Here is a 23,934-nt window from a genome sequence, read left to right as displayed (position 1 = left end):
TCGATACGGCCGAAAACGTTCGCCCCGCACGGACTCCGGGCGACCGTCCCGTCAGGACACCGGACGGCCTCCCCGGGCGGACGTCCCGCGCGGGGCCGCGGCCGTCACCGGACGGACTCGTCCTCCTGCCAGGACTGGACGAGTTCCGAGGGGCGGAGCAGCACTCTCTCCACCGCCGCCCCGAGGGCGGCGTCGTCCATGACCCGCAGGGTCCGCAGGTCGACAGCCGCGAGATCGGACAGATGCGGAGACCTGGCGGCATCCCTGCCGCCACCGGTCGCCCACCCCGTGTGCTCGAACACTCTCGGCTCCTCCTCACCGACGCTGTCCCCCACGGTCGTAGCGGTGCGGCGGTTCTTCCCGACGCCACGAGACCGGAAACCCATTCGATTCAACTGCCCCCATGTGCGCCCCCGTTATCCAGCCGTCCAGAACCACCACGGGGGAAGGACCCGGCGGCGCTCCTCGGACGTGAGCGGCACGCCCTCCCGCACCCCCGCGCTCTCCACCCCCGCGAGCAGCGCCCGGGTCCGTTCGACGTCGCCCCAGTCGACCTCCACCAGCTCCCCCGTCAGCCGTCGCCACCGCTCGGTCGCGGCGAGCAGCGCGGTCCTGGCCCGTCCCGGCCGGCCCATCAGCAACAGGACGGCGCCCTGGGCGTGCAGGGCGCGGGCGCCGGTGACGGTGCCCGGGGCGGAGCCGTGGGCGGTACGGGAGTCCTCCTCGGCGTTGCGGTACGCGGTGAGGGCGTCGCCGATCACCCCGTCCCGTGCGGTTTCGGCCAGCTCCAGCCTGACGCGCCCCAGCTGGAGCCACACCTCGGCCCGGTCCGCCGGGTCCACGGTGCCCCGGTGCGCCTGTTCCAGCAGGTGGCGGCTCTCGAAGAGGTCGGGCAGGAAGCCGGCCCGATGGAAGCGGAGCGCGAGGACGCTGCCGATCAGGGTCCGCGCCCTGGCCCGCTCGGGCGCTCCGGCGGGCAGCCGGGTGAGGGCCTCGCGCAGGACCCCCTCGGCCCGGTCGACGGGGGCCGTCCCGGTGCCGGTCGCGGCGCGCCGGAGCAGGGAGCCGCCCCAGGTGAGCAGGAGCGGGCCGCGCTGCTCGCTGTCGGCGGGGGCGAGCAGGGTGGCCTCCTCGTACGCGGCGTCGGCGGCGGCCCCGTCGCCCTCCGTGTCGTACAGCCGGGCCCGCGCGGTGGTGAAGCGGAGCCGCAGGGCGCGGGCGTCGCCGAGGAGGGGTTCGGCGCGGTCGAGCACGAGGCCGATGCGGCCGGGGTCGGCCTCGGCGAGCCGCAGGGCGTCGGCGAGGTCGAGGAGGGCGGCGGCGCTCTCGTGGAGGGTGAGGGCGGCGGTGAGTTCGCCGGCCGCCGCGTCGCCGTCGCCCCGGGCGAGGAGGAGGCGGCCCCGGCGCAGGTGGAGGGTGTGGCGGGCGGTGTCGGGCCAGCGGTCGGCGTCCTCGGCGAGGGCGGTGAGGGCCGCGTCGAGGTGGCCGGTCTCGTCGGTGTCGCGCCAGAGCGCGTGGTGGACGACGGCGAGGTCGAGCCGGGCCTCGGCCCATGACTCCTCGCCGGTGGTGGCGAGTTCCCCGGCCCGTACGAGGGTGTCGGCGGCCTGGTGGAGGAGTTCGGGGCGGCGCCCGGCGCGGCGGGCGGCGGCGGTGCCGGCCTCGGCGTACAGGGCGCGGGCGAGGATGATCCGGGCCTCGACCGGTTCGCTGGGGAGCGCCGCCTCGGCGCGCTCGCGGGCGCCGGCCAGGAGGGCCGGGTCGGACTGGCCGCGGCCCTGCGCGAGCAGGCGGCGGGCCTCGGTGAGCGGGTCGGGGGTGACGAGGTCGGGGTGGTAGAAGCGGAGCACGCGCGCGGGGATGCGGGCGAAGAGTTCGGTCTCGGCGCCTTCCGGACCGAGGGGTTCGTCGGTCTCCTCGGGGAGGTCGGCGGCCCCGCCGGGGGCCCGGCCCGTGGCGGCGGCGCGGTCGTCCCCGGCGCCGGTGACGGTGTCGGTGTCGGTGCCCGCGAGGCGGGCGGCGGCGAGCGCGGGGAAGTTGCGCATGCCCTGGCCGAAATTGCGCTCCACGTACGCCGAGCAGTGTTTGAGGACGAGGGCGGCGGCGCTGGGGTCGAGCGAGCCGAGGAAGTGCTGCTGGATGCCGGGCGGATAGCTGAAGCAGGGGTACGGGGTGGGGCCGGGCAGCCGTCTCAGGAGCCCGCTGAGCAGGACCTCGGCCAGTTCCATCGGGCCGGTGTCGGGCAGCATCGCGCGCTGGACGAGCTGCATGACGGGCAGCGTCAGCGGGGCCGCCGCGAGGTGGACGGCGAGCCGGAGCGCGCCGGGCGAGGCCCCGGCCCGGAAGGCCCGCAGGAGGTCCTCGTTGCTCCGCCGGGCGCGGGGGGCGGCGGGTGCGCGCGGCTCCACCGGCTCGGGGGTGAGCCAGGCGGCCCAGCCGCGTACGGCGTTGCCGCCGTGCCCGGTGTGGAGGCGGGTCCAGGAGGCGAAGGCCTCGGGTGTCGGGGTGAGCACGGGGACGGCCCTGCGGCCGGGGGCGAGGGGGCCCCAGGGTTCGTCGTCGGAGCGGAAGACGGTGTGGCCGCCGGGGGTCGCGGAGCGCTGGAAGGTGCCGGGCTCGGCGGGGAGGGCGGTGCGGGGCCACAGGCGCGGCGGCAGGGGCTGGACGAGGGCGAGCGGGGAGTGGCGGGGCCACTGGCGCAGGAAGCGCTGGGCGGCCCCGCGCTGCCAGAGGGGTCCGACGCAGTCGCTGACGACGAGGGTGAACCGGCGGCCGGTCGGGTCGTGGAGCTGGTCGACGGGGCGCAGCCGGGGCCTGCCGTCCGCTCCGGAGGTGGTGGTGACGAGCGGGGGGCCGTCGCCGGTGTCGTACAGCCGGTGCACCTGGACGTCGCGGAAGGCGCCGGACTGCTGGCAGGCCTGGCGGAGTTCCTCGACCATCCGGCTCCAGACGACCATGGCGGGGCCGGTGTCCATGAGGAGCTGGATGTCGGGGCGGCGGCCGGCGGCGGGGCGCAGGACGGGGGTGAGGATGCCGGCGGCGGCGCTGCGTTCGGCGGTGGCCTCCTCGTCGAGGGTCCCCTCGCCGGGGCGGAGCGGCGCGCGGGCGTGGTCGCGCAGGGGACGGAGGGCCTTCTGAAGGCCGAGGAGTCCGGGGAGGGCGTTGGCGCCGGGGGCGCGTACGGGCAGGGTCGCGCCCCGTTCGGTGCGCCCCGGGCCTCCGGCGGCCCCCGTTCCCCCGGCGGCTCCGGTGGTGGCCATGTGGAGGGAGACGGACTCGCGGGCGCCCGTGGGCCCGGCGGCCGGTCCGGCGGTCCCGCCGTCCGGGCGTAAGGAACCGTCCTCGCCCCTGAGCGGGTCTCCGTGCCCGGTGGAGCGGCCGGGGCCGTCGGAGCCGCCCTCGGCGGTCTCCGGCGCCGGGCCGGACCGGGGGCCCGCCGCCCCCTCGGCACCCTCTGTCTCCTCCGCACCCTCGGCCCCTTCGGCCTCCTCGGCCCCTTCGGGGGAGGGCCCGGGGAGCCATCGGGCCAGCCAGAGGGCGTCCGCGATGTCCTCGGCGGTGGGGTCCTGGCCGCCGGCCCGCAGTCTGCGGGTGAGCTCCTCCAGATGCATCCGGTGCATCCGACCGTCACCTCGGCTGATCGAGCGGTTGCATGAGCATGTCGGCGATGCGTTCCCTGGTGACCCGCTCGGCGCGGGAGGCGTGCTGGGTCAGGTAGAGGGCGTTGAGGAGCTGGTCGGTGGCGATCACCTCGCCGGGCTCGCGGTTGAGGAAGCGCTGGAGGAGGCCCTGCTCGCCGTCGCCCGCGGCGGCCTCGGACCCCAGATGGGCCTCGATCATGGCGCGGAGCTGCTCCTCGCCGGGCGGTTCGAGCTCCAGGCGGATGCAGCGGCGCAACAGGGCGGCGGGGAAGTCCCGTTCGCCGTTGGAGGTGAGCACGATGAACGGGAAGGTGGTGCAGCGGACCCGGCCGCCGAAGACCGCCACCTTGCGGCCGTCGTCGCTGAGCACCTCGACGACGGGCTCCCGGTCGGCGAGCCGCTCCAGCTCGGGGATGGCGAACTCGCCCTCCTCCAGGGCGTTCAGGAGGTCGTTCGGCAGGTCGAGGTCGCTCTTGTCGAGCTCGTCGATGAGCAGCACCCGGGGCTGGTCGGAGGGGAGCAGCGCGGTGCCGAGCGGGCCGAGCCGGATGTACGAGCCGATGCCCGCCGGGGCCGCGGCGGCGGGTGATCCCGCCTGGGCGCGCTCCAGCTGGACGTCCTGGAGCCGCCCGATGGCGTCGTACCGGTAGAGGCCGTCCTGGAGGGTGGTCCGGCTGACGATCGGCCATCGGAGGACGCGCCCGAGGCGCAGTTCGTGGGCGACGGCGTGCGCGAGGGTGGACTTGCCGGTGCCGGGGTTGCCGGTGACGAGGAGCGGGCGCCGCAGGTACAGGGCGGCGTTGACGGCGTCGGTCTCGGCGGGCCGGGGGTGGTGGTTCTGGACGAGTCTGCGTTTGACGCCGAGCCGCCGGTCGGAGCCGGCCAGGGTGTCGTCGGCGCTGCCCGTCGAGAAGTCGCGCCAGGGCGGCGGGGCGGGCAGCCGCTGTATCTCGTCGTGCGGAAGACCGGCACCACGGTAGATCCGCCAATCGTTCACGATGGACTCCTCCTGGCTGTGGTGTCGATGCCGGGCCCGTCGAAGGTACCGCCCCGGGGAGGGGCCTGCCGATGCCGTATCCGGACGGATCGCGAAGGCGTCGCCCCGGTGGCCGCTCCGGTCACTGCTCTCCCTCCCCGAGCAGGGGCGGGGCCTCCAGACGGCCGCCGTGGGGCGGCCGGTCGGGCGGGTCGAGCAGGACGGCGACGGTCTCCGCCCACGCGTGCGCGGCCCGCGACTCGGGTCCCGCCGAGCGGTCGGTCGCGCGGGTGCGCAGGGAGCGGACGGGCCCCCGCACGCCCCAGGCGGTGAGGGCGGTGGCGAGCAGCCGGTCGGCCCGCTCGTGGAACTCCGCGCAGTCGGCGTGGTCGTGGGCGCCGGTCCGCCAGAGGGCGAGCGGATGCCCGGCGGCCAGGGCCGCGTTCATCGCCATGAGCCCGTCGCCGCTGCCCACGTGACCGCAGTAGACGGGGACGGCGCCGCCCCCGGCCTCGCGGAGCCGGTCGTACGTCTCCGCCCAGGTCTCCCGGCGTACGCGGGAGGTGTGGGCGTCCTGGCCCGCGCCGGGCACCTCGGCGCGCAGCGGGGTGGCGTGCAGCGGCCCGCGCTCCCCCGCCTCCCAGCGCTCGCGCCATTCGGGTGCCGGTTCCCGGTCGTGGCGGCGGGCGTCGCGGATGACGACGATCCGGCGCTGGCCGAGCGTGGGCGCCCAGGCGTCGTCGGGACCCTGGGGCGGTTCGAGCCGCCAGGTGTCGAGGGGTTCGTCGAAGAGCTCGCGCGGCAACACCGCCTCCACGGCGGCCAGGTGCGGTCCGCTGTCACCGCGCCGCAGGGCGTCCGCGAGCGGTTCGCGCAGGGTCTCCCTGAGACGGGACCGCTCGACGCCCCGGTCGTCGAGGTGGAGCGGGCTGACGGTCTGTCCGTCCAGGAGGAGCTTGACCCGCCACGGGTACCGCCGGTCGTAGCGGGGGGTGTCGATCTCCAGGAGGACGTCGCCGCGCGGGCGGGGTTCGCGCACGGAGAGGAGCGCGGGCCGGCCGGGGCCGACGAGCCGGTCGATCTCGCGCCTGAGGTGCCGGTCGGCGTCGCCCGACTCGTCGACGATCCAGCGGGTGAGTCCCGTGGTGTCGGCGCGCTCTCCGTACCGGCCGCCGACGTGCCGGACGACATGGGCCGCGTACAGGAGCAGCGCGTCCAGGTCGAGGTCGCGGACACCGTCCCGGCGGGGCGCCCGCAGACCGCGCAGGAGCCCGGCGCCCTCGCTCCAGGTGCGCGGGTCGTCCTCCAGGGCGTCGGGCAGGTCGTCGTCCCTGATCCAGGCCTTGACCTGGTCGATCAGGTCCATGATCTCGCCGGGCGCGGTGGGCGCGGGCAGTTCGGCGAGCCGCCCGTACAGCTGGGTGCGGGTCCCCGGGCTGACGCCCTGGCCGCCGGAGAGCAGCCGCTGGGCGCGGGTCCAGTCGGGCCGGTCGTCCAGCGAGCGGTAGCGGGCGAGGTGGTACCGGTCGTGGGCGCGCAGCACCTCGCCCATCACCTCGCCGCCGGGCAGGTCGTGCAGACCGCGCAGGGCGGTGACGGGGACGACGGCGCCGCCGTCGCGCCCGCGGCCCTTGTTGAGGCCGACGACGGCGCCCTGCTGGTGGTCGACGACGGGGCCGCCGGAGCAGCCTTCGACGGGCATCACCCAGTCCGTGATCAGTGCCTTGCCGTCGCTGCCGATCAGGGTGCCGTGGACGTGCCGGATGCCGAGCTCGCCGGTCTCCCGGGACCAGCCGTGGAGTCCGACGGCGGTCGGCGGGACGGGCGGGCGCTCGCCGAGGCGCACGCAGGACGCCTTCTGCGCGCCGGGCACCCGGACGAGGGCGAGGTCGGGGAAGGCCCACCGGTCGGGCGGGTCGTCGGGCCGGTCGGGGCGGGGCAGGGCGAGCACGACGGAGCCGGTGGTCTCCCGGGTGGTCTTGCCGTCCTCCCAGGTGATGCCGACGGCCGGCTCGCTCCTCCACACCGCGCTTCCCCCCTCGGCCACGACATGGGCGCAGGTCAGCACCCAGCCGGGGGCGATGAAGAAGCCGGTGCCCCAGTACCGGTCGCCGTGCGGGTCATACCCGCCGCCGGGAGCGGCGATGCGTACCAGCGCGGGGCGCACGAGAGCGTCGTAGGCGCTCATGCGCGCCCGTCGGCCGCCGGGTCCGGTGCGGGAGGCCCGGAGGCGGGCGCGGGACGGGGGCCCGGCGGCTCCGGCGTGGGGGCGGGACCGGGCGGTTCGGCTGTCGCGCCCGGTTCGGTCCAGGTGAGGGAGACGTTCACGGAGGCCTTGCCCGCGCCGTCCGCGAGGACCCCGATCACCTTGCCGGACTGGGCCGACAGTTCGATGCCGAAGCTGACGGCGACCTCCACGGGACCCTGCGGGTCGAGCCCGGCCCGCAGCGAACCGACCACCCCGCGCACCACGTCCGTGAGCCCGCCGGCCATCGAGACCACCCGGTCCCTGACGCCGGTGTCCTGGAACCCCCCGCCCCTGCCGAGTTCCTGCACGTCACTGACGCGTGCCCACACCGGCGTGCCGTCGTCGAGCCGAATCCGAGCGATCCCGTGAGTCACAGCGCCCCCGCTCCCCGAAACGATGATGGGGAAGGCTAGTCGGTGGGACTGACGGGCGACAGGGGACGTGAGGGGTACGGCCTATCCTGATCGCATGTACTTCACGGACCGTGGCATCGAGGAACTGGAGAAGCGGCGCGGCGAGGAGGAGGTCACCTTCGAGTGGCTCGCCGAGCAGCTGCGGACGTTCGTCGACCTCAACCCCGACTTCGAGGTGCCGGTGGAGCGCCTCGCGACCTGGCTGGCCCGTCTGGACGACGAGGACGACGAGGACGAGTGACCGGCCCGGACGCCCGGGCCTGAGCGCCGCGCCCACGCGCGCGCGTGGTCACCCCTCCCGCAGCCGGTCGTAGACGAGGCCGAGCGCGCCGTGGGTGACGAGCACCGCCCCGGCCGTCGCCCAGCCGCCGCTGCGCCGGCCGAGGCCCCAGAGCAGCAGCGGGACCCCCGCCGCGAGCTGCGCCCCGCCCAGGAGGCGCGCCCTGGGGCCGCGCAGGTACGGGCCGAGGGGCCCGCCCTCCACCACGTCGAGTTCGGCGCGTACGGCCTCCCGCCAGCCGGCCCCTTCGAGCTGCTCGGCGCCCTGCGCCAGGGCGACGGAGCGGAGCCGGTCGGCGTTCTCGCCGGGGAGGAGTCCGGTCGGCAGGGCGAGCCCGACGCGGCCGAGGACGGCGACGACGCCGAGGAGCCTGCTGTGGGCGTCGGCGTCCGGGTCGGGCCGGGTGAGGGGTTCGAGGGCCTGCACGTCGAGGACGGGGTCGAGGGCGAGCCGGGCGGCGAAGGTGCGCATGGCCTCGTCCTCGCCGACGGGGGTGCCGTCCGCGAGCCAGGTGTAGCCGACCGTACGGCGGAAGCCGGCGGCGAGCGTGATCCCGGCCCGGTCCCGGTCCCACCAGAGCGCGACGACGGGCCAGGTCGCGGCGGAGACGGCGAGGGCGGTGGCCCAGCCGGCGACGACCTGGTCGACGGGTTCCCCGCCGTGCAGCCAGGGCTTCCCCTCCGGGACGAGCACGCTCCAGTCGGCGCCCGCGGGGGCGAGGAGCAGCTGTTCCCTGAGCAGTTGGGCCGGCGGCCGGACCGCCGGGGGATCGGCACGGCAGAGGAGCAGCGCGCCGACGGGGTGGGGGCCGGATGTCGCGTTCATGGGCCCTACGCTAGGCCAATTTGTCCGTGTACGACGGAGATTGCCCCCACCCTGTCAGGGAAGAGTCAGGGTTGACTTCCCTTCACCGCGATATATCGTGTTCACCAAGAGACGCGATATGTTGCGTTGCCGAACCGGGAGGTCAGCACCATGACAGAGTGGTCCGTCGCCGAGCCGACGAAGCTGGCGCCCACCGACCCCGTGACCCGCCTGCGCGTCCGCATCGTCAACGGCACGGTGAACGTGGTGGGGACGGACGAGAGTTCCGCCCGCGTGGAGATCTCCGAGATCGAGGGCCCGCCCCTGATCGTGTCGCAGGACGGCTCCACGCTGACCGTGAGCTATGAGGACCTGCAGTGGAAGAGCGTCCTCAAGTGGCTCGACCGCAAGGAGTTCCGCCGCCGGGCCGTCGTCTCCGTCGCCGTCCCCGCGGGCGTCGACGTCGAGGTGGGGGTGGTGGGCGCCGAGGCCGTCGTCACCGGCATCACGGGGCGTACGGAGGTGCGCGGGGTCACCGGCGACACCACCCTCCTCGGGCTCTCCGGCCCGGTCCGCGCCGAGAGCGTCTCGGGCAATCTGGAGGCCCAGTCGGTCACCGGCGCCCTGCGGATCAACTCCGTGACCGGGGACGTGACGGTGATCGAGGGCGCGGGCGGCTCCGTGAAGGCCGAGACGGTCAGCGGCAGCATGGTCATCGACCTGGACCCGGCCGACCTGGACGGGCCGCCCGCCGACATCAGGCTGTCCAGCGTCTCCGGCGAGGTCGCCATCCGGCTTCCGCACCCGGCCGACGCCCGGGTCTCGGCGAGCACCACCAGCGGCTCCGTGTCGAACGCCTTCGAGGACCTCAGGGTGGACGGCCAGTGGGGCACCAGGTCCGTCACCGGCACCCTCGGTGCCGGCCGGGGCACCCTCAAGGCGACCACCGTCTCCGGCTCCATCGCGCTGCTCCGCCGTCCCGAGCGGGACGAGGACAGCGGCTCCACCCCCTCCTCCGCCCCCTCCGCGACCGGAAAGGTGCTCTGACATGCCGCCCGTCTTCGCGCACGGCCGCCTCCGCCTCTACCTGCTCAAGCTGCTCGACGAGGCCCCGCGCCACGGCTACGAGGTGATCCGCCTCCTGGAGGAGCGCTTCCAGGGGCTCTACGCGCCCTCGGCGGGCACGGTGTACCCGCGCCTGGCCAAGCTGGAGGCCGAGGGCCTCGTCACCCACGCCAGCGAGGGCGGCCGGAAGGTGTACTCGATCACCGACGCGGGCCGCGCCGAACTCGCCGGGCGCGGCACCGAACTGGACGACCTGGAGCGGGAGATCCGCGAGTCCGTCTCCGAGCTCGCGGCGGAGATCCGCGACGACGTGCGGGGCGCGGCCGGCCGGGTGCGCAGCGAGATGCGCGCGGCGGCGGGCCAGACCCGCGCGGCCGAGCCCTCCTCGTTCGCCGACGCCAAGGAGGAGCTGCGCCGGGTCGGCCAGGAGTGGAAGGAGCAGGCCCGCCAGGCCCGCGCCGAGGCCAAGTCCGCCCGCCACCAGGCGAAGGAGTTCCAGCGGATCGCCCAGCAGGTGCAGGAGGAGGTCCAGGACCGCTTCTCGCGCGGCGACTGGCCCAAGGGGGTCTGGGAGGGCCTCTCCGGCATCACGGCCCAGCTCGGCGACCTCGTGACGGGTACGACCCACCCGAAGGCCGCCGGCCAGGAGCCGCCGGCCGCGACGGCCCCGGCCGGCGACGTGCCGGAGTGGGCGCGGGACACGGAGGGTTCGGGCGACCCGGCCCGCGATCTCGACCGGCTCCTCGACCGCTTCCGCGACGAGATCCGGGACGCGGCCCGCGACCACGGGGTGAGCCAGGACCAGCTGGCCGAGACCCGCGACCAGCTGTCGAAGGCGGCGACCCGGATCACGGGCCTGCTCCGGTCGCGCCCGCGCGCGTAGCCGAGCGGGGGCTCAGCCCCGGGTGGCGGTCACCGTCACCCGGGCGCCGGGGGCCGCGAGGACCCAGGCCCTGCCCGGGGAGGGGCGGAGCACCAGTGCGCCGCCCCTGGCCGACACCCGCCAGTCGCCGGGCGGCAGGGAGAGTTCGGTGACCCGGGAGCCCCGGCGCCCGGCCGCGTCGTACGAGAGCCGGTAGCTCCCGGCCCCGGGGTCGTACGCGGTGGAGCGCACGGTGCCGGCGACCGCCTCCGCGTACGGCTCGGCGGTCAGCTCCTTGTTCGCGCGGAAGGTCCCGGCGCCGTCCACCGCGCAGTAGCCGCCGCCGTAGCACCAGACGTACCCCGCCCAGCCGGAGCCGTAGCGGCCGAGCGAGGCCATGGCCTCCCGGTAGAAGCGGTTCATGTTCGGCAGGGAGTTGTTGAGCGGACCCCACTCCCCCACCACCACGGGCACCTTGTACTCCTTGGGGTACAGGGTGACGGCCCGCTCGTAGCTCTCGATCCAGCCGGCGGCGGGGTCGTAGTCGGCGCCCGCCTCCATGCCGGTGTTGTAGAAGTGCGGGGCGTAGACGATCTTCGGGTCGTCGATCCGCCCGAGCCCGGTCGGCACGCCCTCGCCCACGATCGGGGTCGGCTCGACGAACACCCAGGTGGACCGGTCGACCGAACGGACCGCGTCCGCGAGCCGGTTGTACATGGGGGTCAGCTGGTCCCGTTCGATGCGCCGGGCCGCCGTGGCCAGGTCCTCGCCCTCCCGTATCTCGCCCATCGGCTCGTTGATCAGGTCGTAGCCGATGACGGCCGGGTGGTCCTCGAAGCGGTCGGCGAGCAGCCGCCACATCCGGGCCTGGGCGCGCCGCAGGTCCTCGTCCTCGTACAGGTGGGTGAAGGCCCGCTGGACGGCGGGCTCGAAGTACTCGGCGAACCAGTCGTCCGGGTGCGGGGTGAAGGGCAGTCCGTCGGTCCTGGTCGCCCACGCGGGGATGCCCCGGTGGCCGAAGGCGGGCCCGAAGACGTCCTGGTGGGAGTCGATGAGGACCTTGACGTCGTGTTTCTCGGCCCAGCCCAGGATGCGTTCGATCTTCCGCAGGTAGCCCTGGCTGTACTGGCCGGGGCGGGGCTCCAGGTCGTCCCAGAAGACCAGCAGGCGGGCGAGGTTGAACCCCTTGGCCCGCATGTCGCGGAAGTGCCGCTCGGTGATCGCGGAGAGCGCGGCGTCGCCGCGGTTCGCCTTGTCCTCGACGTTCCAGCCGCGCAGGGTGAGGACGCGGCCGTGTGCGTCGGTGAGGGCGGGGATGCCGTCGCCGCCCGTGCGCCCGGACTCCGCGTGGGCGGCGGTCGGGGTGAGCAGCGCGGCGGCGGTGACGCCCGCGACGAGGGTGGTTCGCCAGACAGGGATGGTGCTCATCAAGGTAGACCTCCGGCACGACGAGGTGAGCGTTGTTCACGTTTCGCGTGCCGGAGATCCCATCAGCAGTACTGACGAGTCATCAAGGGGTCGTCACGAGGTCCTCAGGACGATCTTTCCGAAGAGCTCGCCGGAGGCCATCCGCTCGAAGCCCTCGCGCGCCCGGTCCAGCGGCAGGACGTCGTCGATCACGGGCCGGACGCCGGTGGCCGCGCAGAAGGACAGCAGGTCCTCCAGTTCGTCCTTGGAGCCCATGGTGGAGCCGACGACCTTCAGCTCCAGGAAGAAGATCCGGGTCAGCTCGGCGTGCGCGGGCCGGTCGCCGCTCGTGGCGCCCGAGATGACGAGCGTGCCGCCGGGCCGCAGCGACTTGATCGAGTGGGACCAGGTGGCGGCGCCGACGGTCTCGATGACCGCGTCGACCCGCCGCGGGAGCCGGGCTCCGGGCTCGAAGGCCTCGACGGCGCCGAGCTCGACGGCCCGCTTGCGCTTCTCCTCGTCGCGGCTGGTGGCGAAGACCCGCAGGCCGGCGGCCTTGCCGAGGGCGATCGCCGCGGTGGCGACACCGCCGCCGGCACCCTGCACGAGCACCGAGTCACCGGGCCGCACACCGGCGTTGGTGAAGAGCATGCGGTACGCGGTCAGCCAGGCGGTGGGCAGGCAGGCGGCCTCCTCGAAGGAGAGCTCCTTCGGCTTGGGCAGCACGTTCCAGCGCGGCACGGTCACCCGCTCGGCGAAGGTGCCCTGGTAGCGCTCGGTGAGGATGGACCGGGGCTCGTCCGGTCCGACGCCGTGACCCGACTGGCCGATGACGGAGTGCAGGACGACCTCGTTGCCGTCCTCGTCGATGCCCGCGGCGTCGCAGCCGAGAATCATCGGCAGCCTCTCCTCGGGCAGTCCGACCCCGCGCAGCGACCACAGGTCGTGGTGGTTGAGCGAGGCGGCCCTGACGGTGACGGTGGTCCAGCCGGACCGCACCTCGGGTTCGGGACGTTCGCCCAATTCGAGGCCGTTCAGGGGCTGGTCGCGGTCGATTCGGGCGGCGTAGGCAGCGAACATGGACCCGACCCTAGGGCGCCGCGGACGGGCAGGGAACCACACCCCGGTGTGACCCGCGTCGCCCGCGGCCCCACCGGCTCCCGGGCACGCGAGAGGGCCCCGCTCCGGCGTACGGAACGGGGCCCCCTCGGCGTACCGGCGGCGCGTCAGCGGCGGGCGACGCCCTCCGCGCGGGCGGCGGCGGCGACCGCGGCCGCGACGGCCGGGGCGACCCGCTCGTCGAACGGCGACGGGATCACGCAGTCGGCGGCGAGCTGGTCGCCGACCACGTCCGCGATCGCGTTGGCCGCGGCGATCTTCATGCCCTCGGTGATCCGGGAGGCCCGGACCTGGAGCGCGCCGGCGAAGATGCCGGGGAACGCGAGCACGTTGTTGATCTGGTTCGGGTAGTCCGAACGGCCGGTCGCCACGACGGCCGCGTACTTGTGCGCGACGTCGGGGTGGACCTCGGGGTTCGGGTTGGCCATGGCGAACACGAACGCGTTCGGGGCCATGGACGCGACGGCCGCCTCGGGGACCGTACCGCCGGAGACGCCGATGAAGACGTCGGCGCCGACGAGAGCGTCGCCCAGGGAGCCGCTGAGACCCGCCTTGTTGGTGAGGTCGGCGAGCTCGCGCTTGACCGGGTTGAGGTCGTCGCGGTCGCGGCTGACGATGCCCTTGCGGTCGGCGACGGCCACGTCGCCGAGCCCCGCCTCCAGGAGGAACTTGGCGATGGCGACCCCGGCCGCACCGGCGCCGGAGATGACCGCGCGCAGCTCGCCGAGGGTCCGCCCGGTCAGCTTCGCCGCGTTGCGCAGGGCGGCGAGGGTGACGATGGCGGTGCCGTGCTGGTCGTCGTGGAAGACGGGGATGTCGAGGCGCTCCTGGAGCTTGCGCTCGATCTCGAAGCACCGCGGGGCCGAGATGTCCTCCAGGTTGACGCCGCCGAAGGACGGGGCCAGCCGGACGACGGTCTCGACGATCTCGTCGGTGTCGGTGGTGGCGAGGGCGATCGGGACCGCGTCCACGCCGCCGAACTGCTTGAAGAGGATGGCCTTCCCCTCCATGACCGGGAGGGAGGCCTCCGGGCCGATGTCACCGAGGCCGAGCACCGCCGTACCGTCGGTCACGACCGCCACGACCTGGGACTTCCAGGTGTAGTCGTTGACCAGGTCGGGCTGCTCGGCGATCGCGGTGCACACCTTGGCGACGCCGGGCGTGTACGCGAGGGACAGGTCGTCCTTGTTCCGGACAGGAACGGTGGCCTGGATGGCCATCTTGCCGCCCCGGTGGAGGGCGAAGACAGGATCGAAGGGCTCCTCCGGAGCCCCTTCCGTACCACTGTCATTGCGAGGATTGACGATCTCCGCTGCCATTGGGTTGACCCCTTAGGTCTGTTTCATTTGAGGGTGTCCACTCCTGGTTGAGGAGGGGTGGGGAGGCACCGCGGCCGCCTTGTCTGGCAGCCGCTCGGGCGCGCCGCACAACGCGCCCTGAGCCCCGGATGAGGGGTGTAAGGATCCTTCTTACCGGACGGACGGCACCGCGGACGAGTCCATAAGCACTCGGTGATGCGACTCATACCGAGCGCATCCGGACACGGACGGAGAACGACACGTCACGCGATGTCCAGATAGATGCATTCCCCACCCGATTGGCGGCTTTCGAGTCGTCCGAATGGCGAGATCAACAGGAAATTATTCGGTGCCGGGGAAGGGATACGGCAAGAGATCCGGCCCTGATGTACCGGCCTGTCGGCATTCGGGGGTCACCCGTTATCCGATTTTGACATCCGTGGCCGTCGGTTTGAGGCGGTCCGAATGGCAAGATGCCGTAATCACACGAGGTCACGACACTCGAAGATGCGTACGTGGCCCACCTGGCATCCCTCACACGCCGGAGGAACCCGATCATGACCGCACGCTCCACGCGCTGTACGACCGCCAAGACCCGCACCACCCGTCTTGCCGCGGTCGCCGCCATCGCGGTCGCCGGCTCCATGCTGCTGACCGCCTGCGGTGACCAGACCGAAGGCGGCTCCACGAGCCCCACGAAGGACGGCGGCTCCGCGTCCGCCAACGCCGCCCCGCTCTTCTCGAAGCTCCCCGCCGACATCCAGAAGGCCGGTGTCATCAAGGTCGGCACGGACGCCTCGTACGCCCCGATGGAGTTCACCGAGGGCGGCAAGATCGTCGGTGTCGACCCCGACATCGCCGCGGCCCTGGGCAAGCAGCTCGGCGTCGAGTTCAAGTTCACCTCGGGCACCTTCGACGGCCTGATCACCTCGGTCTACACCGGCCGCCAGGACCTGATCATGTCCTCGATGACCGACAACAAGAAGCGCCAGGAGGGCCTGGACGACAGCGGGAAGAAGATCGGCAAGGGCATCGACTTCGTCGACTACTTCAGCTCCGGCGTCTCCCTGCTGGTCAAGAAGGGCAACCCGCAGGGCATCAACTCCCTCGACGACCTCTGCGGCAAGACCGTGGCCGTCCAGCGCGGCACCATCTACGAGGACACCTTCAAGGCCCAGGCCACGAAGTGCGGCGCCAAGACGCTGACGATCCAGGCCTTCGACACCGACGCCGAGGCGCAGACCCGCGTCAAGGCCGGCGGCGCCGTGGCCGACCTGAACGACTACCCGGTGGCCGCGTACATCGCGAAGACCTCGGGCGGCGGCAACGACTTCGAGGTCGTCGGCAGCCAGAGCGACGTCGGCCTCTTCGGCATCGGTGTCTCCAAGGAGAACACCCAGCTGCGCGACGCCGTCAAGGAGGCGCTCGACGCCATCATCAAGGACGGCACCTACGCCGAGGCCCTGAAGAAGTGGGACGTCGAGGACAGCGCCGTCAAGTCGGCCACCGTCAACGCCGGCAAGTGACCTCCCCGCTCCACTGAAGGGCAGTCGTCATGACTGACAAGATCAGCAAGGACCCGGCCGCCGCTCCGGCCGGGCCCGGCGCCTCGGGTTCCCCCTACGAGGCGATCAAGGCCATCCCCGTGCGGCACTACGGACGCTGGGTCAGCGCCGTCGTGGTCGTCGTACTGCTCGGATGGCTTGTCTACGCCTTCTCCCAGGGCAACATCATCTGGGACACGGTGTGGGACAAGGTGTTCGACCCGTCGGTCATCAGCGGCCTGTGGAACACGATCATCATCAGCGTCGCGTCCATGGCGCTGGGTCTCGTCCTGGGCGTCGTCTTCGCCGTGATGCGGCTCTCCAAGAACCCGGTGACGGGCGCGGTCGCCTGGCTCTACATCTGGTTCTTCCGCGGTACCCCGGTCTACGTCCAGCTGCTGGTGTGGTTCAACCTGTCGCTGATCTTCCAGTACATCGACCTCGGGCCGATCTACAAGAACGAGACCGTGGACGTCATGACGCCGTTCATGGTGGCGCTGCTCGGTCTCGGCCTCAACGAGGGCGCCTACATGGCGGAGATCGTCCGCGCGGGCATCCAGTCGGTCGACGAGGGCCAGACCGAGGCGGCGCACGCGCTCGGCATGTCCCAGACGAAGACGATGGGCCGCATCGTTCTCCCGCAGGCCATGCGGGTGATCGTGCCGCCGACGGGCAACGAGTTCATCAACATGCTGAAGACCTCGTCGCTGGTGTCGGCCGTGCAGTACACCGAACTGCTGCGGGCCTCGTCGAACATCGGCAGCACGGCCGGTGCCGTGATGGAGATGCTCTTCGTGGCATCCATCTGGTACCTGGCGCTCACCAGCGTGTTCAGCGTCGGCCAGTACTACCTGGAGCGCCGGTTCGCCCGGGGTTCGCTCCGTAGCCTGCCGCCCACCCCGTGGCAGCGGGTCAAGACAAACCTGACCACGTTCAAGCGTTCTCCGGAGGGGTCGCGATGACCGGCCAGCCCATGGTCAAGGCCGAAGGCGTCCACAAGTCCTACGGCGCGGCGCACATCCTCCGGGGTATCGACCTGGAGGTCCAGAACGGCGAGGTCTTCTGCCTCGTCGGCCCGTCCGGCTCGGGCAAGTCGACCTTCCTGCGGTGCATCAACCACCTGGAGCGGGTGGACGGCGGCCGGCTCTCGGTCGACGGGCAGCTGGTCGGCTACCGGCAGAAGGGCGACAAGCTCTACGAGCTGAAGGACAGCGAGGTCGCGGTCCAGCGCCGGGACATCGGCATGGTCTTCCAGCGCTTCAACCTCTTCCCCCACATGACGGCCCTGGGCAATGTCATGGAGGCCCCGATCCAGGTGAAGGGCGAGTCCAGGGCGGTGGCGCGCGAGCGCGCCGAGCGCCTGCTCGACCGGGTCGGCCTGCGGGACAAGATGGGCAACTACCCGTCCCAGCTCTCCGGCGGCCAGCAGCAGCGCGTCGCCATCGCCCGCGCGCTGGCGATGGAGCCGAAGCTGATGCTCTTCGACGAGCCGACCTCGGCGCTCGACCCGGAGCTCGTGGGTGACGTCCTCGACGTCATGCGCGACCTGGCCGAGTCGGGCATGACGATGATCGTCGTCACGCACGAGATGGGCTTCGCCCGTGAGGTCGGCGACTCGCTGGTCTTCATGGACGGCGGCGTGGTCGTCGAGTCGGGCAACCCGAGGGACGTCCTGGGCAACCCGCAGCACGACCGCACGAAGGCCTTCCTGTCGAAGGTGCTGTAGGCGAAAGGGCGCCGCGAGGCACCCGGAGAAGGGAAGGGGCGGTACGGGAGAACCCGTACCGCCCCTTCTCCGTACCGCCTCTCCCCCGTCCCCCGTCCGGGCTACTTCACGGCGAGGAGGAGGGTGTCGGAGGGCGAGGCCCAGACGGCCCTGGCCTCGCCGAACCCGGCGGCGCGGAGGGTGTCGGCGTGCCAGCGCGGGGAGGGCATGTCGCCGTCGGCGTGCTCGCCGTAGATCTCGAAGCGGCGGGCGGTGGGCCCGGCGAGGACGGGGTCCGCGGCCGCGAGGGCCCACCACTCGGCCCAGTCCAGGGCGCCGCCGGTCTTCTCGCGGTCCATGACGGCGTGGCGCCGCGCCCGCTCGGCCGCGTTGATGCGGGGGGTGGTCTCGTCGATCATGTGGTCGGCGTTCATGAAGACGCCGCCGTCGCGGACGAGACCGGCCACCTGCCCGTAGAGGGCCGCCAGGGGCTCGCTGTGGAGCCAGTGGAGCGCGGTGGCGGTGAGGACGGCGTCGTACGAGTCGTGGGGCAGCCGCGCGGCCCACGAGGGGTCCTTCAGGTCGGCGGTCACGAAGGTGACCCGGCCGTCGCCGGCGAAGTGCCCCTCGGCGATGGCGAGGAGCGCCGGGTCGAGGTCGACACCGGTACTGGTCGCCTCCGGGAACCTCTGGAGGAGCCGATCCGTGATACTTCCCGTACCGCACGCGAGGTCGAGGACGCGGGGCTTCGGCCCCACCAAGGCCTCGACCATGTCGAGCATCACGCGGAACCGCTCCTCACGGTCCGGCATGTACCACTCCTGCTGACGGTCCCAGCTCTGCTGCCAGCCCGCCCAGTCGGTTCCGGTCATCGCCGTTCCTCCCCGCCTTCGTAATACCCTCGTAGGGGTAACAGCCGTTACCCGCTGCCGACCGCGACACTAGCCCGCCGGAGTAAGGACTACAAGTGGAACTGGCCTATTACTCGGATTACGCCGTGCGTCTGGTCAACACCGAGGAGCCGGCCCGCAACAAGGACGCCCTGACCTCCGTCGAGGTCATCAGGGAACTCTTCGGCCCCGCCACCCAGATGGCCCGCCGGGCCACCGACTCCGACGTGACCCGCTTCCGCGCGGTACGGGCCCGGCTGCGGGCGGTCTTCACCACGGCCGACGAGGGCGACCACACGGGCGCCGTGGACCTGCTGAACTCCCTGCTCCTGGAGTTCCCGGTCAGTCCGCAGATCTCCGGCCACGACATCCTCGACGAGGACGGCCGGCCGCGATGGCACATGCACCTCGCCGACCACCCCTCGAACGCGACCGCGGGATACGCGGCGATCGCCGCGATGGGGCTGGCCTTCCACCTGACCGAGTTCGGCGCCGACCGGCTCGGCCTCTGCCAGGCACCGCCCTGCCGCAACGCCTACCTCGACACCTCCACCAACCGCTCCCGCCGCTACTGCTCGGACCGCTGCGCGACCCGCGCCAACGTGGCCGCCTACCGGGCCCGCAAGCGCCTGGAGGCCGCACGGCCCGCCCCCACCGGCCTGACCGCCGAGAGCAGCCAGGAGAGCGTCACCCCCGGCGAACGCTGACGCCCCGGCGTCACCGGCCGGTAGCGCGCCCGCACCCGCCCGAGAACCAGCTCGGGCGGTACGGCCCCGAAGACCCGGCTGTCGCCCTCGGCGTCCGGGTTGTCCCCCAGCACCCACCAGCCGCCGTCACGTCGCTCGATCAGCCGCTTCACGATGAGCAGATCCTGCTGGAGCGGATGCCGGAGCACGGCCACGTTCCCCGGCCGCAGCCGCCCGCCGTAGTGCACGAGCAGCTGATCACCGTGGAGCAGCGTGGGCACCATCGACACCCCCGTCACCTCGGCGATCCCGAACGGAGCCCCGGCCTCCGCCATCCGTTCCCGCCCCGACCCGCTCATCCGGCACCTCCCGATCCGCCCACGCTCAGCCCCGCTCGTCCACTCGTCCAGTCGTCCACGAGTCCCATGGCGACCCTGGACTTTTGGCCTAAGCCCCAGGGGCGCCCGCGAAATCGCCCTTCTCACCGAGTAATGTCCCACCTGAGAAGACGATCACGAGGAAGGACGGCTCAATGCTCTCCCGCCTATTTGCCCCCAAGGTGAAGGTCAGCGCCCACTGCGACCTCCCGTGCGGTGTGTACGACCCGGCCCAGGCCCGCATCGAGGCCGAGTCCGTCAAGGCTGTCCAGGAGAAGTACCTGGCGAACGAGGACGCGCACTTCCGTGCCCGCGCCACGGTCATCAAGGAGCAGCGCGCGGAGCTCGCCAAGCACCACGTCTCGGTGCTCTGGAGCGACTACTTCAAGCCCCCGCACTTCGAGAAGTACCCCGAGCTCAACCAGCTCGTCAATGACACCCTGAAGGCCCTCTCGGCCGCCAAGGCGTCGACGGACCCGAAGACGGGCGAGAAGGCGCTGGAGCTCATCGCCGAGATCGACCGCATTTTCTGGGAGACGAAGAAGGCCTGACCTTCCCGTTCCCGCCCGAAGGGGTACGGCTGCCCGGCAGCCGTACCCCTTCGGCGTTCCCTGCGCCCGGGCGGCGGCGGGCGCGTGCGGGCCGCTCGCCGGGCCGGCCGCGGCGGAGGCCCGGGCGGGTGCTCGCCGGGTGCCCCGGCGCGGCCGGAGGGCGTCTAGGCCTCCACGCGCAGGCTGTAGCGGCGCTTCTCCTTCGACGTGGCACCCAGGCGGTCGTAGAAGCGGATCGCGTCCTCGTTCCACGCGGGGGTCTGCCACTGGATCTCCCGGAGGCCCAGGCTCCGCGCCACGGCGCGGATCTCCGCCATCAGGAGGGGGCCGAGGCCGTGGCCGCGGGAGGTCTCCGTGAGGTAGAGACAGTCCATGTGGAGGTACTCCGCGCCGTCCCAGGTGGAGAGTTCGGGAGCGCAGGTGGCGTACCCCGCGAGGGTGCCGTCGGGGAGGGCGGCGACCAGGCAGCGCAGACGGGGCGGCTCGGCGCCGAAGAGGAGGCGGCCGAGGCGGTCGGCGAGCCCGGCGGCCGGGGGCGCGGCCTTCTCGTACGCCGCGTGCTCGGCGACGAGTTCCACGACCCTCGGCAGGTCCTCGGGGTGCGCGTGCCGTACCACCGCCCGGCCGGAGCCGTCCTCGCGTTCGCTCATACGGTCATCATGCACGGCCCCACCGACAGCCCCGCCTCCGTCCCCTGACGGCGGAGCCATTCGCGGTACGGGGCCGCCCGCAGGGCCACCTCCCGGTAGGCCGCCGCGAGTTCCGCGTACAGCGTGTCCAGGGGCGCCCCGGGGCGCGCGTAGAGCAGCAGACGGACCGCCAGGGGGTCGCCGCGCAGGGGGCGGACCGCCATGTCCTCGCGCGGGACCGAGGTCGGCTGGCAGGGGGCGACCGCCTCGCCGAGGACGATCAGGGAGGCGGCCGTGTGGTAGTCGCCGTGCAGCAGGGGCGGGTCGATGCCGGCGGCGTCCAGGACCCGTCGGAGGCCGTCCCACTCGCCGTCCACGGTCGGGTCGACCATCCAGTGGTCGGCGGCCAGGTCGGCGAGGTCCACGACGGGCCGGGCGGCGGCCGGGTGGTCGCGGGCCAGGGAGACGAACTGCGGTTCGCGGGCGACCAGGACCCGCCCCCTGAGGCCCTCGGGGACCCGTAACGGGCAGCCCTCCACCTCGTGCACGAAGGCCACGTCGAGCTGCCCCGCGGCGACGCTCCGCAGCAGGGCGTTCGCGGAGACGTCCATCCGCAGGCCGATGTCGGTGCCGGGCAGCCGCTGGCGGAGCCGGCGCAGCCACCCGGGGAGCGCCCGGCTCGCGGTGGAGCCGACGCTGAGCCCGGGTCCCTCGGTGCGGGCGGCCGCCGCCCGGGTCTCGGTGACGAGCGCGGCCATGTCGGCGACGAGGGGGCGGGCGCGGCTGAGCAGGGAGCGGCCGAGCGGGGTGGGGCGGCAGCCGGTGCGGCCGCGGGAGAACAGTTCGGCCCCCAGGGAGTTCTCGATGCGGCGCAGCTGGGTGGTCAACGAGGGCTGGCTCATGCCCAGTTGCCGGGCCGCCTTGTGCAGGCTGCCCGTGTCCGCGATGGCGCAGAGCGCGCGCAGGTGTCTCACCTCCAGCTCCATGTCCCGAGGGTAGGGCGGCTCCCGGAGTCGCACCAGACACCCGGAACCTCTCAATCACCTTCGTTTTCAAGGCAGTTGGGGGGAAACGGGACGGTGATGCGGTGGGGCTATCGGTGGTTGACATCATCCCCGTACGCCCCGGCTCCCCCGAGACTCTCTCCAGTCCCCTACAGGAGGAGCCCCCCATGCGTCACCCCAAGGTCCTCACCTCCGTGCTGGCCACCACCCTCGGCCTCGGCCTCGCCGCCTCCCTCGGCGCGGGTCCGGCGGCGGCCGCGAGCACCGACTCGACGAGCAGGGCCGTCGCGGCCTACGCCGGTTCGGCCGAGGAGGCGAAGGCCAACCAGGCCTTCTTCGACGCCGTCGTGAAGTCGGTGGCCAAGAAGCGGGCCGCCAACCCCGGCGCGGCCGCCGTCACCGTCGTCTACAGCGCCTCCAACGCGCCGAGCTTCCGCACCCAGATAGCCCGCTCCACCCAGATCTGGAACAGCTCGGTGGTGAACGTCCGGCTCGTCGAGGGCGGCAACCCGGACTTCGCCTACTACGAGGGCAACGACTCCCGTGGCTCGTACGCGAGCACCGACGGTCACGGCAGCGGCTACATCTTCCTCGACTACCGGCAGAACCAGCAGTACAACTCCACCCGCGTGACCGCCCACGAGACCGGGCACGTCCTGGGGCTGCCGGACCGCTACAGCGGCCCGTGCAGCGAGCTGATGTCGGGCGGCGGCCCCGGCACGTCCTGCCAGAACGCCCAGCCGAACGCCCAGGAGCGCGCCCGCGTCGACCAGTTGTGGCGCTACGGCCTCGCCTCCGCCTTCAAGGGCTGAGCAAGGCCGCCCGCCTCCGCCTTCCAGGGCCGGCGGGCGGGAAGAACATGACGGCGGCGCCCTCTCCCCGGGGCGCCGCCGTCCTCGCGCTCGGGCGGCCTCGTGGTCGGGGCCGCCTGGATCTCGTGCTCAGGCCGCCTGGAGCAGTCGGCGGCCGAAGTCCGCGCCGGGCGGCAGCTGGCGCCGGACCCGCTCCAGCGCCCCGTCGAAGTCACCCCCGGCGACGCACGACTCGAAGGCGGCGCCGCCGTAGTGCAGCGTCAGGCTGAGGTCCGCGCGCTCACCGAGCGTCAGCAGACAGGCCAGCGTGGCCTGCTGGGCGGCGCCGTCCAGGACGACGGGGAGCGGCAGGTCCCACTCCAGGACACAGCCGGTGAGGGCCTGTCCGCTCTCCTCGGCCGCGCTGAGCGCGGCAAAGCTCTCGCCCGTGTACTCGACCCCCCTGATCCGGGTGGCGACGTGCCGCCCGTCGGCCGTGATGACGATCGCTTCCGCGCCGCTGCGGTCCCGGTACCAGCCGGTCCAGACTTCTGTCGACTCCGATGACATGCGCGGACTGTAGCGGTATGACCGGCTCCGGCGCTCGGCCGGTCACCCCGTGGCCGGACTTCTCCCGTTCTCGACGTTCTTGCCGGTCACGTGCGGGCTCGCGGCTTCCGCACCCGTGACCGCGCCCCTGTCCGTACCCGGGTCCGCGGGCAGGCCCGCGCCCGCGCCGGAGCCCGATTCGGTGCCCGTTTCCGGGTCCTCGCGGGGCGCGCAGTCGGGGCTGCGACAGGGCTGGACCTCCCACTCCGGCACCCAGGCCCCGAGGACCTTGTGCCGGGTGGCCACCATGGTCCGCGGGCTGCCGCAGGCCGTGCACCTGTACTCGGCCCGGGGGTCCCGCGTCGTCGTGCGAGGCGCCTCGTCCACCATGTCTCCAGGGTAGGACGCCTCACACGGGAGCGCTTCCCACCGCTACCGCTTCCTGGAGTACCTGCGGACGAACACGCCGTTGTCGAAGACGCGCAGGTCCTCCAGTTCGAAGTCGCGGGGCTCGAAGCCGGCGCCGAACATCGGCATACCGGAGCCGTAGACCTGCGGATACGTCTTGATGACCAGCTCGTCGACCTCCTCGATGAGCTGACCGGCGATCCTGGAGCCGCCGCAGAGCCAGATGCCCAGGGGGCTGTCCTCGGCCTTGAGCTCACGGACGCGCCCGACGAGGTCGTCGGCGATCAGCTCGACGTCGGGGTGGGGCGACTCGGCCAGCGAGCGGGTGGCGACGAACTCCCGCAGGTGGCTGTAGGGGCTGGTGATGCCGATGTCCAGAGCGAGCTGGTACGAGCCCAGCCCCTGGACGACGGTGTCGTAGTGCTTGCTCTCGGCGTCGACGCCGAGCTGCTCCCGGCCCTGTGCCGAGATGGTCTCGGGGTACTCGGCGGTCAGGAACTCCAGGAAGGCGGCGTCCACGAACGTGTACATGGACGTGGCATCGCCTTCGGGATCACCGATGAAGCCGTCGATGGAGCAGGCGATGAAGTACGTGAGCTTGCGCAAACCGGTCCTCTTCACACTCGGTGCGTGACTGCGACCACAACCACGACGGCTATAGTGCTTCACCTGTAGTGGTTACGCAAG

The 23,934-nt window shown here is 73.0% G+C and carries 25 protein-coding genes; 9 read left to right on the top strand and 16 right to left on the bottom strand.

The features are described from left to right. Positions 1-104 precede the first annotated feature (104 nt). The 5 genes from ABT129_RS02265 to ABT129_RS02245 form a co-directional block, all read right to left on the bottom strand. Positions 105-302 (bottom strand): hypothetical protein, encoded by a 198-nt coding sequence (locus ABT129_RS02265; protein ID WP_351895479.1) that lies wholly within the window; start codon positions 300-302, stop codon positions 105-107. 114 nt (positions 303-416) lie between these two features. Continuing rightward, the gene (locus tag ABT129_RS02260) at positions 417-3,620 is read right to left on the bottom strand and encodes an SAV_2336 N-terminal domain-related protein (protein WP_351895477.1); all 3,204 of its coding nucleotides are present in this window, start codon (positions 3,618-3,620) and stop codon (positions 417-419) included. A gap of 7 nt (positions 3,621-3,627) precedes the next feature. Next, on the bottom strand, positions 3,628-4,638 hold the full coding sequence (locus ABT129_RS02255) for an AAA family ATPase (RefSeq protein WP_351895475.1): 1,011 nt from the start codon (positions 4,636-4,638) through the stop codon (positions 3,628-3,630). A gap of 121 nt (positions 4,639-4,759) precedes the next feature. Continuing rightward, positions 4,760-6,805 (bottom strand): VMAP-C domain-containing protein, encoded by a 2,046-nt coding sequence (locus tag ABT129_RS02250; protein WP_351895472.1) that lies wholly within the window; start codon positions 6,803-6,805, stop codon positions 4,760-4,762. Beyond that, entirely contained in the window at positions 6,802-7,239 is a 438-nt protein-coding gene (locus ABT129_RS02245; protein WP_351895470.1) for a CU044_2847 family protein, read from the bottom strand. Before ABT129_RS02245 ends, ABT129_RS02250 begins: the two co-directional genes overlap by 4 nt. Positions 7,240-7,333: 94 nt before the next feature. Between ABT129_RS02245 and ABT129_RS02240 the strand changes: the two genes are divergently transcribed. Continuing rightward, a complete protein-coding gene (locus ABT129_RS02240; protein WP_010061466.1) occupies positions 7,334-7,519 on the top strand; it encodes a DUF6104 family protein in 186 nt (61 codons plus the stop codon). 48 nt (positions 7,520-7,567) lie between these two features. Here ABT129_RS02240 and ABT129_RS02235 read toward each other — a convergent pair whose 3' ends face one another. Beyond that, positions 7,568-8,383: a hypothetical protein gene (locus tag ABT129_RS02235; RefSeq protein ID WP_351895467.1), complete on the bottom strand. Its 816-nt coding sequence runs from the start codon at positions 8,381-8,383 to the stop codon at positions 7,568-7,570. A gap of 150 nt (positions 8,384-8,533) precedes the next feature. Between ABT129_RS02235 and ABT129_RS02230 the strand changes: the two genes are divergently transcribed. After that, positions 8,534-9,409 (top strand): DUF4097 family beta strand repeat-containing protein, encoded by an 876-nt coding sequence (locus ABT129_RS02230; protein WP_351895465.1) that lies wholly within the window; start codon positions 8,534-8,536, stop codon positions 9,407-9,409. 1 nt (position 9,410) lies between these two features. Continuing rightward, on the top strand, positions 9,411-10,310 hold the full coding sequence (locus ABT129_RS02225; protein WP_351895463.1) for a PadR family transcriptional regulator: 900 nt from the start codon (positions 9,411-9,413) through the stop codon (positions 10,308-10,310). Positions 10,311-10,322: 12 nt separating this feature from the next. Here ABT129_RS02225 and ABT129_RS02220 read toward each other — a convergent pair whose 3' ends face one another. From ABT129_RS02220 to ABT129_RS02210, 3 genes are all read right to left on the bottom strand, one after another. Continuing rightward, the gene (locus tag ABT129_RS02220; protein ID WP_351895460.1) at positions 10,323-11,717 is read right to left on the bottom strand and encodes a cellulase family glycosylhydrolase; all 1,395 of its coding nucleotides are present in this window, start codon (positions 11,715-11,717) and stop codon (positions 10,323-10,325) included. A gap of 93 nt (positions 11,718-11,810) precedes the next feature. Continuing rightward, complete coding sequence (locus tag ABT129_RS02215; RefSeq protein ID WP_351895458.1) at positions 11,811-12,776, bottom strand: zinc-binding dehydrogenase; 966 nt, start codon at positions 12,774-12,776, stop codon at positions 11,811-11,813. A gap of 146 nt (positions 12,777-12,922) precedes the next feature. Next, positions 12,923-14,134 (bottom strand): NAD(P)-dependent malic enzyme, encoded by a 1,212-nt coding sequence (locus ABT129_RS02210; RefSeq protein WP_351895456.1) that lies wholly within the window; start codon positions 14,132-14,134, stop codon positions 12,923-12,925. Between the two features lie 536 nt (positions 14,135-14,670). Here ABT129_RS02210 and ABT129_RS02205 point away from each other — a divergent pair. From ABT129_RS02205 to ABT129_RS02195, 3 genes are read left to right on the top strand one after another with little or no spacing between them, the layout of a single operon-like run. Continuing rightward, on the top strand, positions 14,671-15,639 hold the full coding sequence (locus ABT129_RS02205) for an ABC transporter substrate-binding protein (RefSeq protein ID WP_351895453.1): 969 nt from the start codon (positions 14,671-14,673) through the stop codon (positions 15,637-15,639). 29 nt (positions 15,640-15,668) lie between these two features. Further along, positions 15,669-16,619 (top strand): amino acid ABC transporter permease, encoded by a 951-nt coding sequence (locus ABT129_RS02200; RefSeq protein ID WP_351895451.1) that lies wholly within the window; start codon positions 15,669-15,671, stop codon positions 16,617-16,619. Next, positions 16,616-17,383, top strand: coding sequence for an amino acid ABC transporter ATP-binding protein (locus tag ABT129_RS02195; RefSeq protein ID WP_351895449.1), 768 nt, complete (start codon positions 16,616-16,618; stop codon positions 17,381-17,383). The genes ABT129_RS02200 and ABT129_RS02195 overlap by 4 nt, the downstream gene beginning before the upstream one ends. Before the next feature lie 101 nt (positions 17,384-17,484). Here the strand turns inward: ABT129_RS02195 and ABT129_RS02190 are convergent, their stop codons facing one another. Then, a complete protein-coding gene (locus ABT129_RS02190; RefSeq protein ID WP_351895446.1) occupies positions 17,485-18,234 on the bottom strand; it encodes a class I SAM-dependent methyltransferase in 750 nt (249 codons plus the stop codon). A 95-nt stretch (positions 18,235-18,329) separates the two neighbouring features. On the opposite strand from ABT129_RS02190, the gene ABT129_RS02185 reads away from it, so the two are divergent. Beyond that, complete coding sequence (locus tag ABT129_RS02185) at positions 18,330-18,959, top strand: CGNR zinc finger domain-containing protein (RefSeq protein ID WP_351895444.1); 630 nt, start codon at positions 18,330-18,332, stop codon at positions 18,957-18,959. Here the strand turns inward: ABT129_RS02185 and sodX are convergent. Beyond that, a complete protein-coding gene (sodX, locus tag ABT129_RS02180) occupies positions 18,863-19,297 on the bottom strand; it encodes a nickel-type superoxide dismutase maturation protease (RefSeq protein ID WP_351895442.1) in 435 nt (144 codons plus the stop codon). The genes ABT129_RS02185 and sodX overlap by 97 nt on opposite strands. 173 nt (positions 19,298-19,470) lie before the next feature. On the opposite strand from sodX, the gene sodN reads away from it, so the two are divergent. After that, positions 19,471-19,866, top strand: a complete 396-nt coding sequence (sodN, locus tag ABT129_RS02175) for a superoxide dismutase, Ni (protein ID WP_351895440.1) — start codon at positions 19,471-19,473, stop codon at positions 19,864-19,866. Positions 19,867-20,030: 164 nt separating this feature from the next. Here the strand turns inward: sodN and ABT129_RS02170 are convergent, their stop codons facing one another. Both ABT129_RS02170 and ABT129_RS02165 read right to left on the bottom strand, forming a co-directional pair. Then, a complete protein-coding gene (locus tag ABT129_RS02170; RefSeq protein WP_351895439.1) occupies positions 20,031-20,516 on the bottom strand; it encodes a GNAT family N-acetyltransferase in 486 nt (161 codons plus the stop codon). Beyond that, positions 20,513-21,481: a LysR family transcriptional regulator gene (locus ABT129_RS02165; RefSeq protein WP_351895436.1), complete on the bottom strand. Its 969-nt coding sequence runs from the start codon at positions 21,479-21,481 to the stop codon at positions 20,513-20,515. The genes ABT129_RS02170 and ABT129_RS02165 overlap by 4 nt, the downstream gene beginning before the upstream one ends. A 185-nt stretch (positions 21,482-21,666) precedes the next feature. On the opposite strand from ABT129_RS02165, the gene snpA reads away from it, so the two are divergent. Further along, on the top strand, positions 21,667-22,311 hold the full coding sequence (gene snpA / locus ABT129_RS02160) for a snapalysin (RefSeq protein WP_351895434.1): 645 nt from the start codon (positions 21,667-21,669) through the stop codon (positions 22,309-22,311). Positions 22,312-22,440: 129 nt separating this feature from the next. Here the strand turns inward: snpA and ABT129_RS02155 are convergent, their stop codons facing one another. Genes ABT129_RS02155 through ABT129_RS02145 form a run of 3 tightly spaced genes read right to left on the bottom strand, consistent with a single transcriptional unit; the run spans position 22,441 to position 23,853 of the window. Then, positions 22,441-22,860, bottom strand: coding sequence for a DUF6304 family protein (locus ABT129_RS02155; RefSeq protein ID WP_351895432.1), 420 nt, complete (start codon positions 22,858-22,860; stop codon positions 22,441-22,443). A gap of 42 nt (positions 22,861-22,902) precedes the next feature. After that, complete coding sequence (locus ABT129_RS02150; RefSeq protein ID WP_351895429.1) at positions 22,903-23,229, bottom strand: hypothetical protein; 327 nt, start codon at positions 23,227-23,229, stop codon at positions 22,903-22,905. Positions 23,230-23,271: 42 nt separating this feature from the next. Continuing rightward, the gene (locus tag ABT129_RS02145; protein WP_351895427.1) at positions 23,272-23,853 is read right to left on the bottom strand and encodes a dihydrofolate reductase family protein; all 582 of its coding nucleotides are present in this window, start codon (positions 23,851-23,853) and stop codon (positions 23,272-23,274) included. Positions 23,854-23,934: the final 81 nt, after the last annotated feature.

The organism is Streptomyces sp. NPDC002057 (assembly GCF_040296665.1).
In the GTDB taxonomy this organism is placed as follows: Bacteria; Actinomycetota; Actinomycetes; order Streptomycetales; family Streptomycetaceae; genus Streptomyces.
This window is presented reverse-complemented; position numbering and strand designations above follow the sequence as displayed.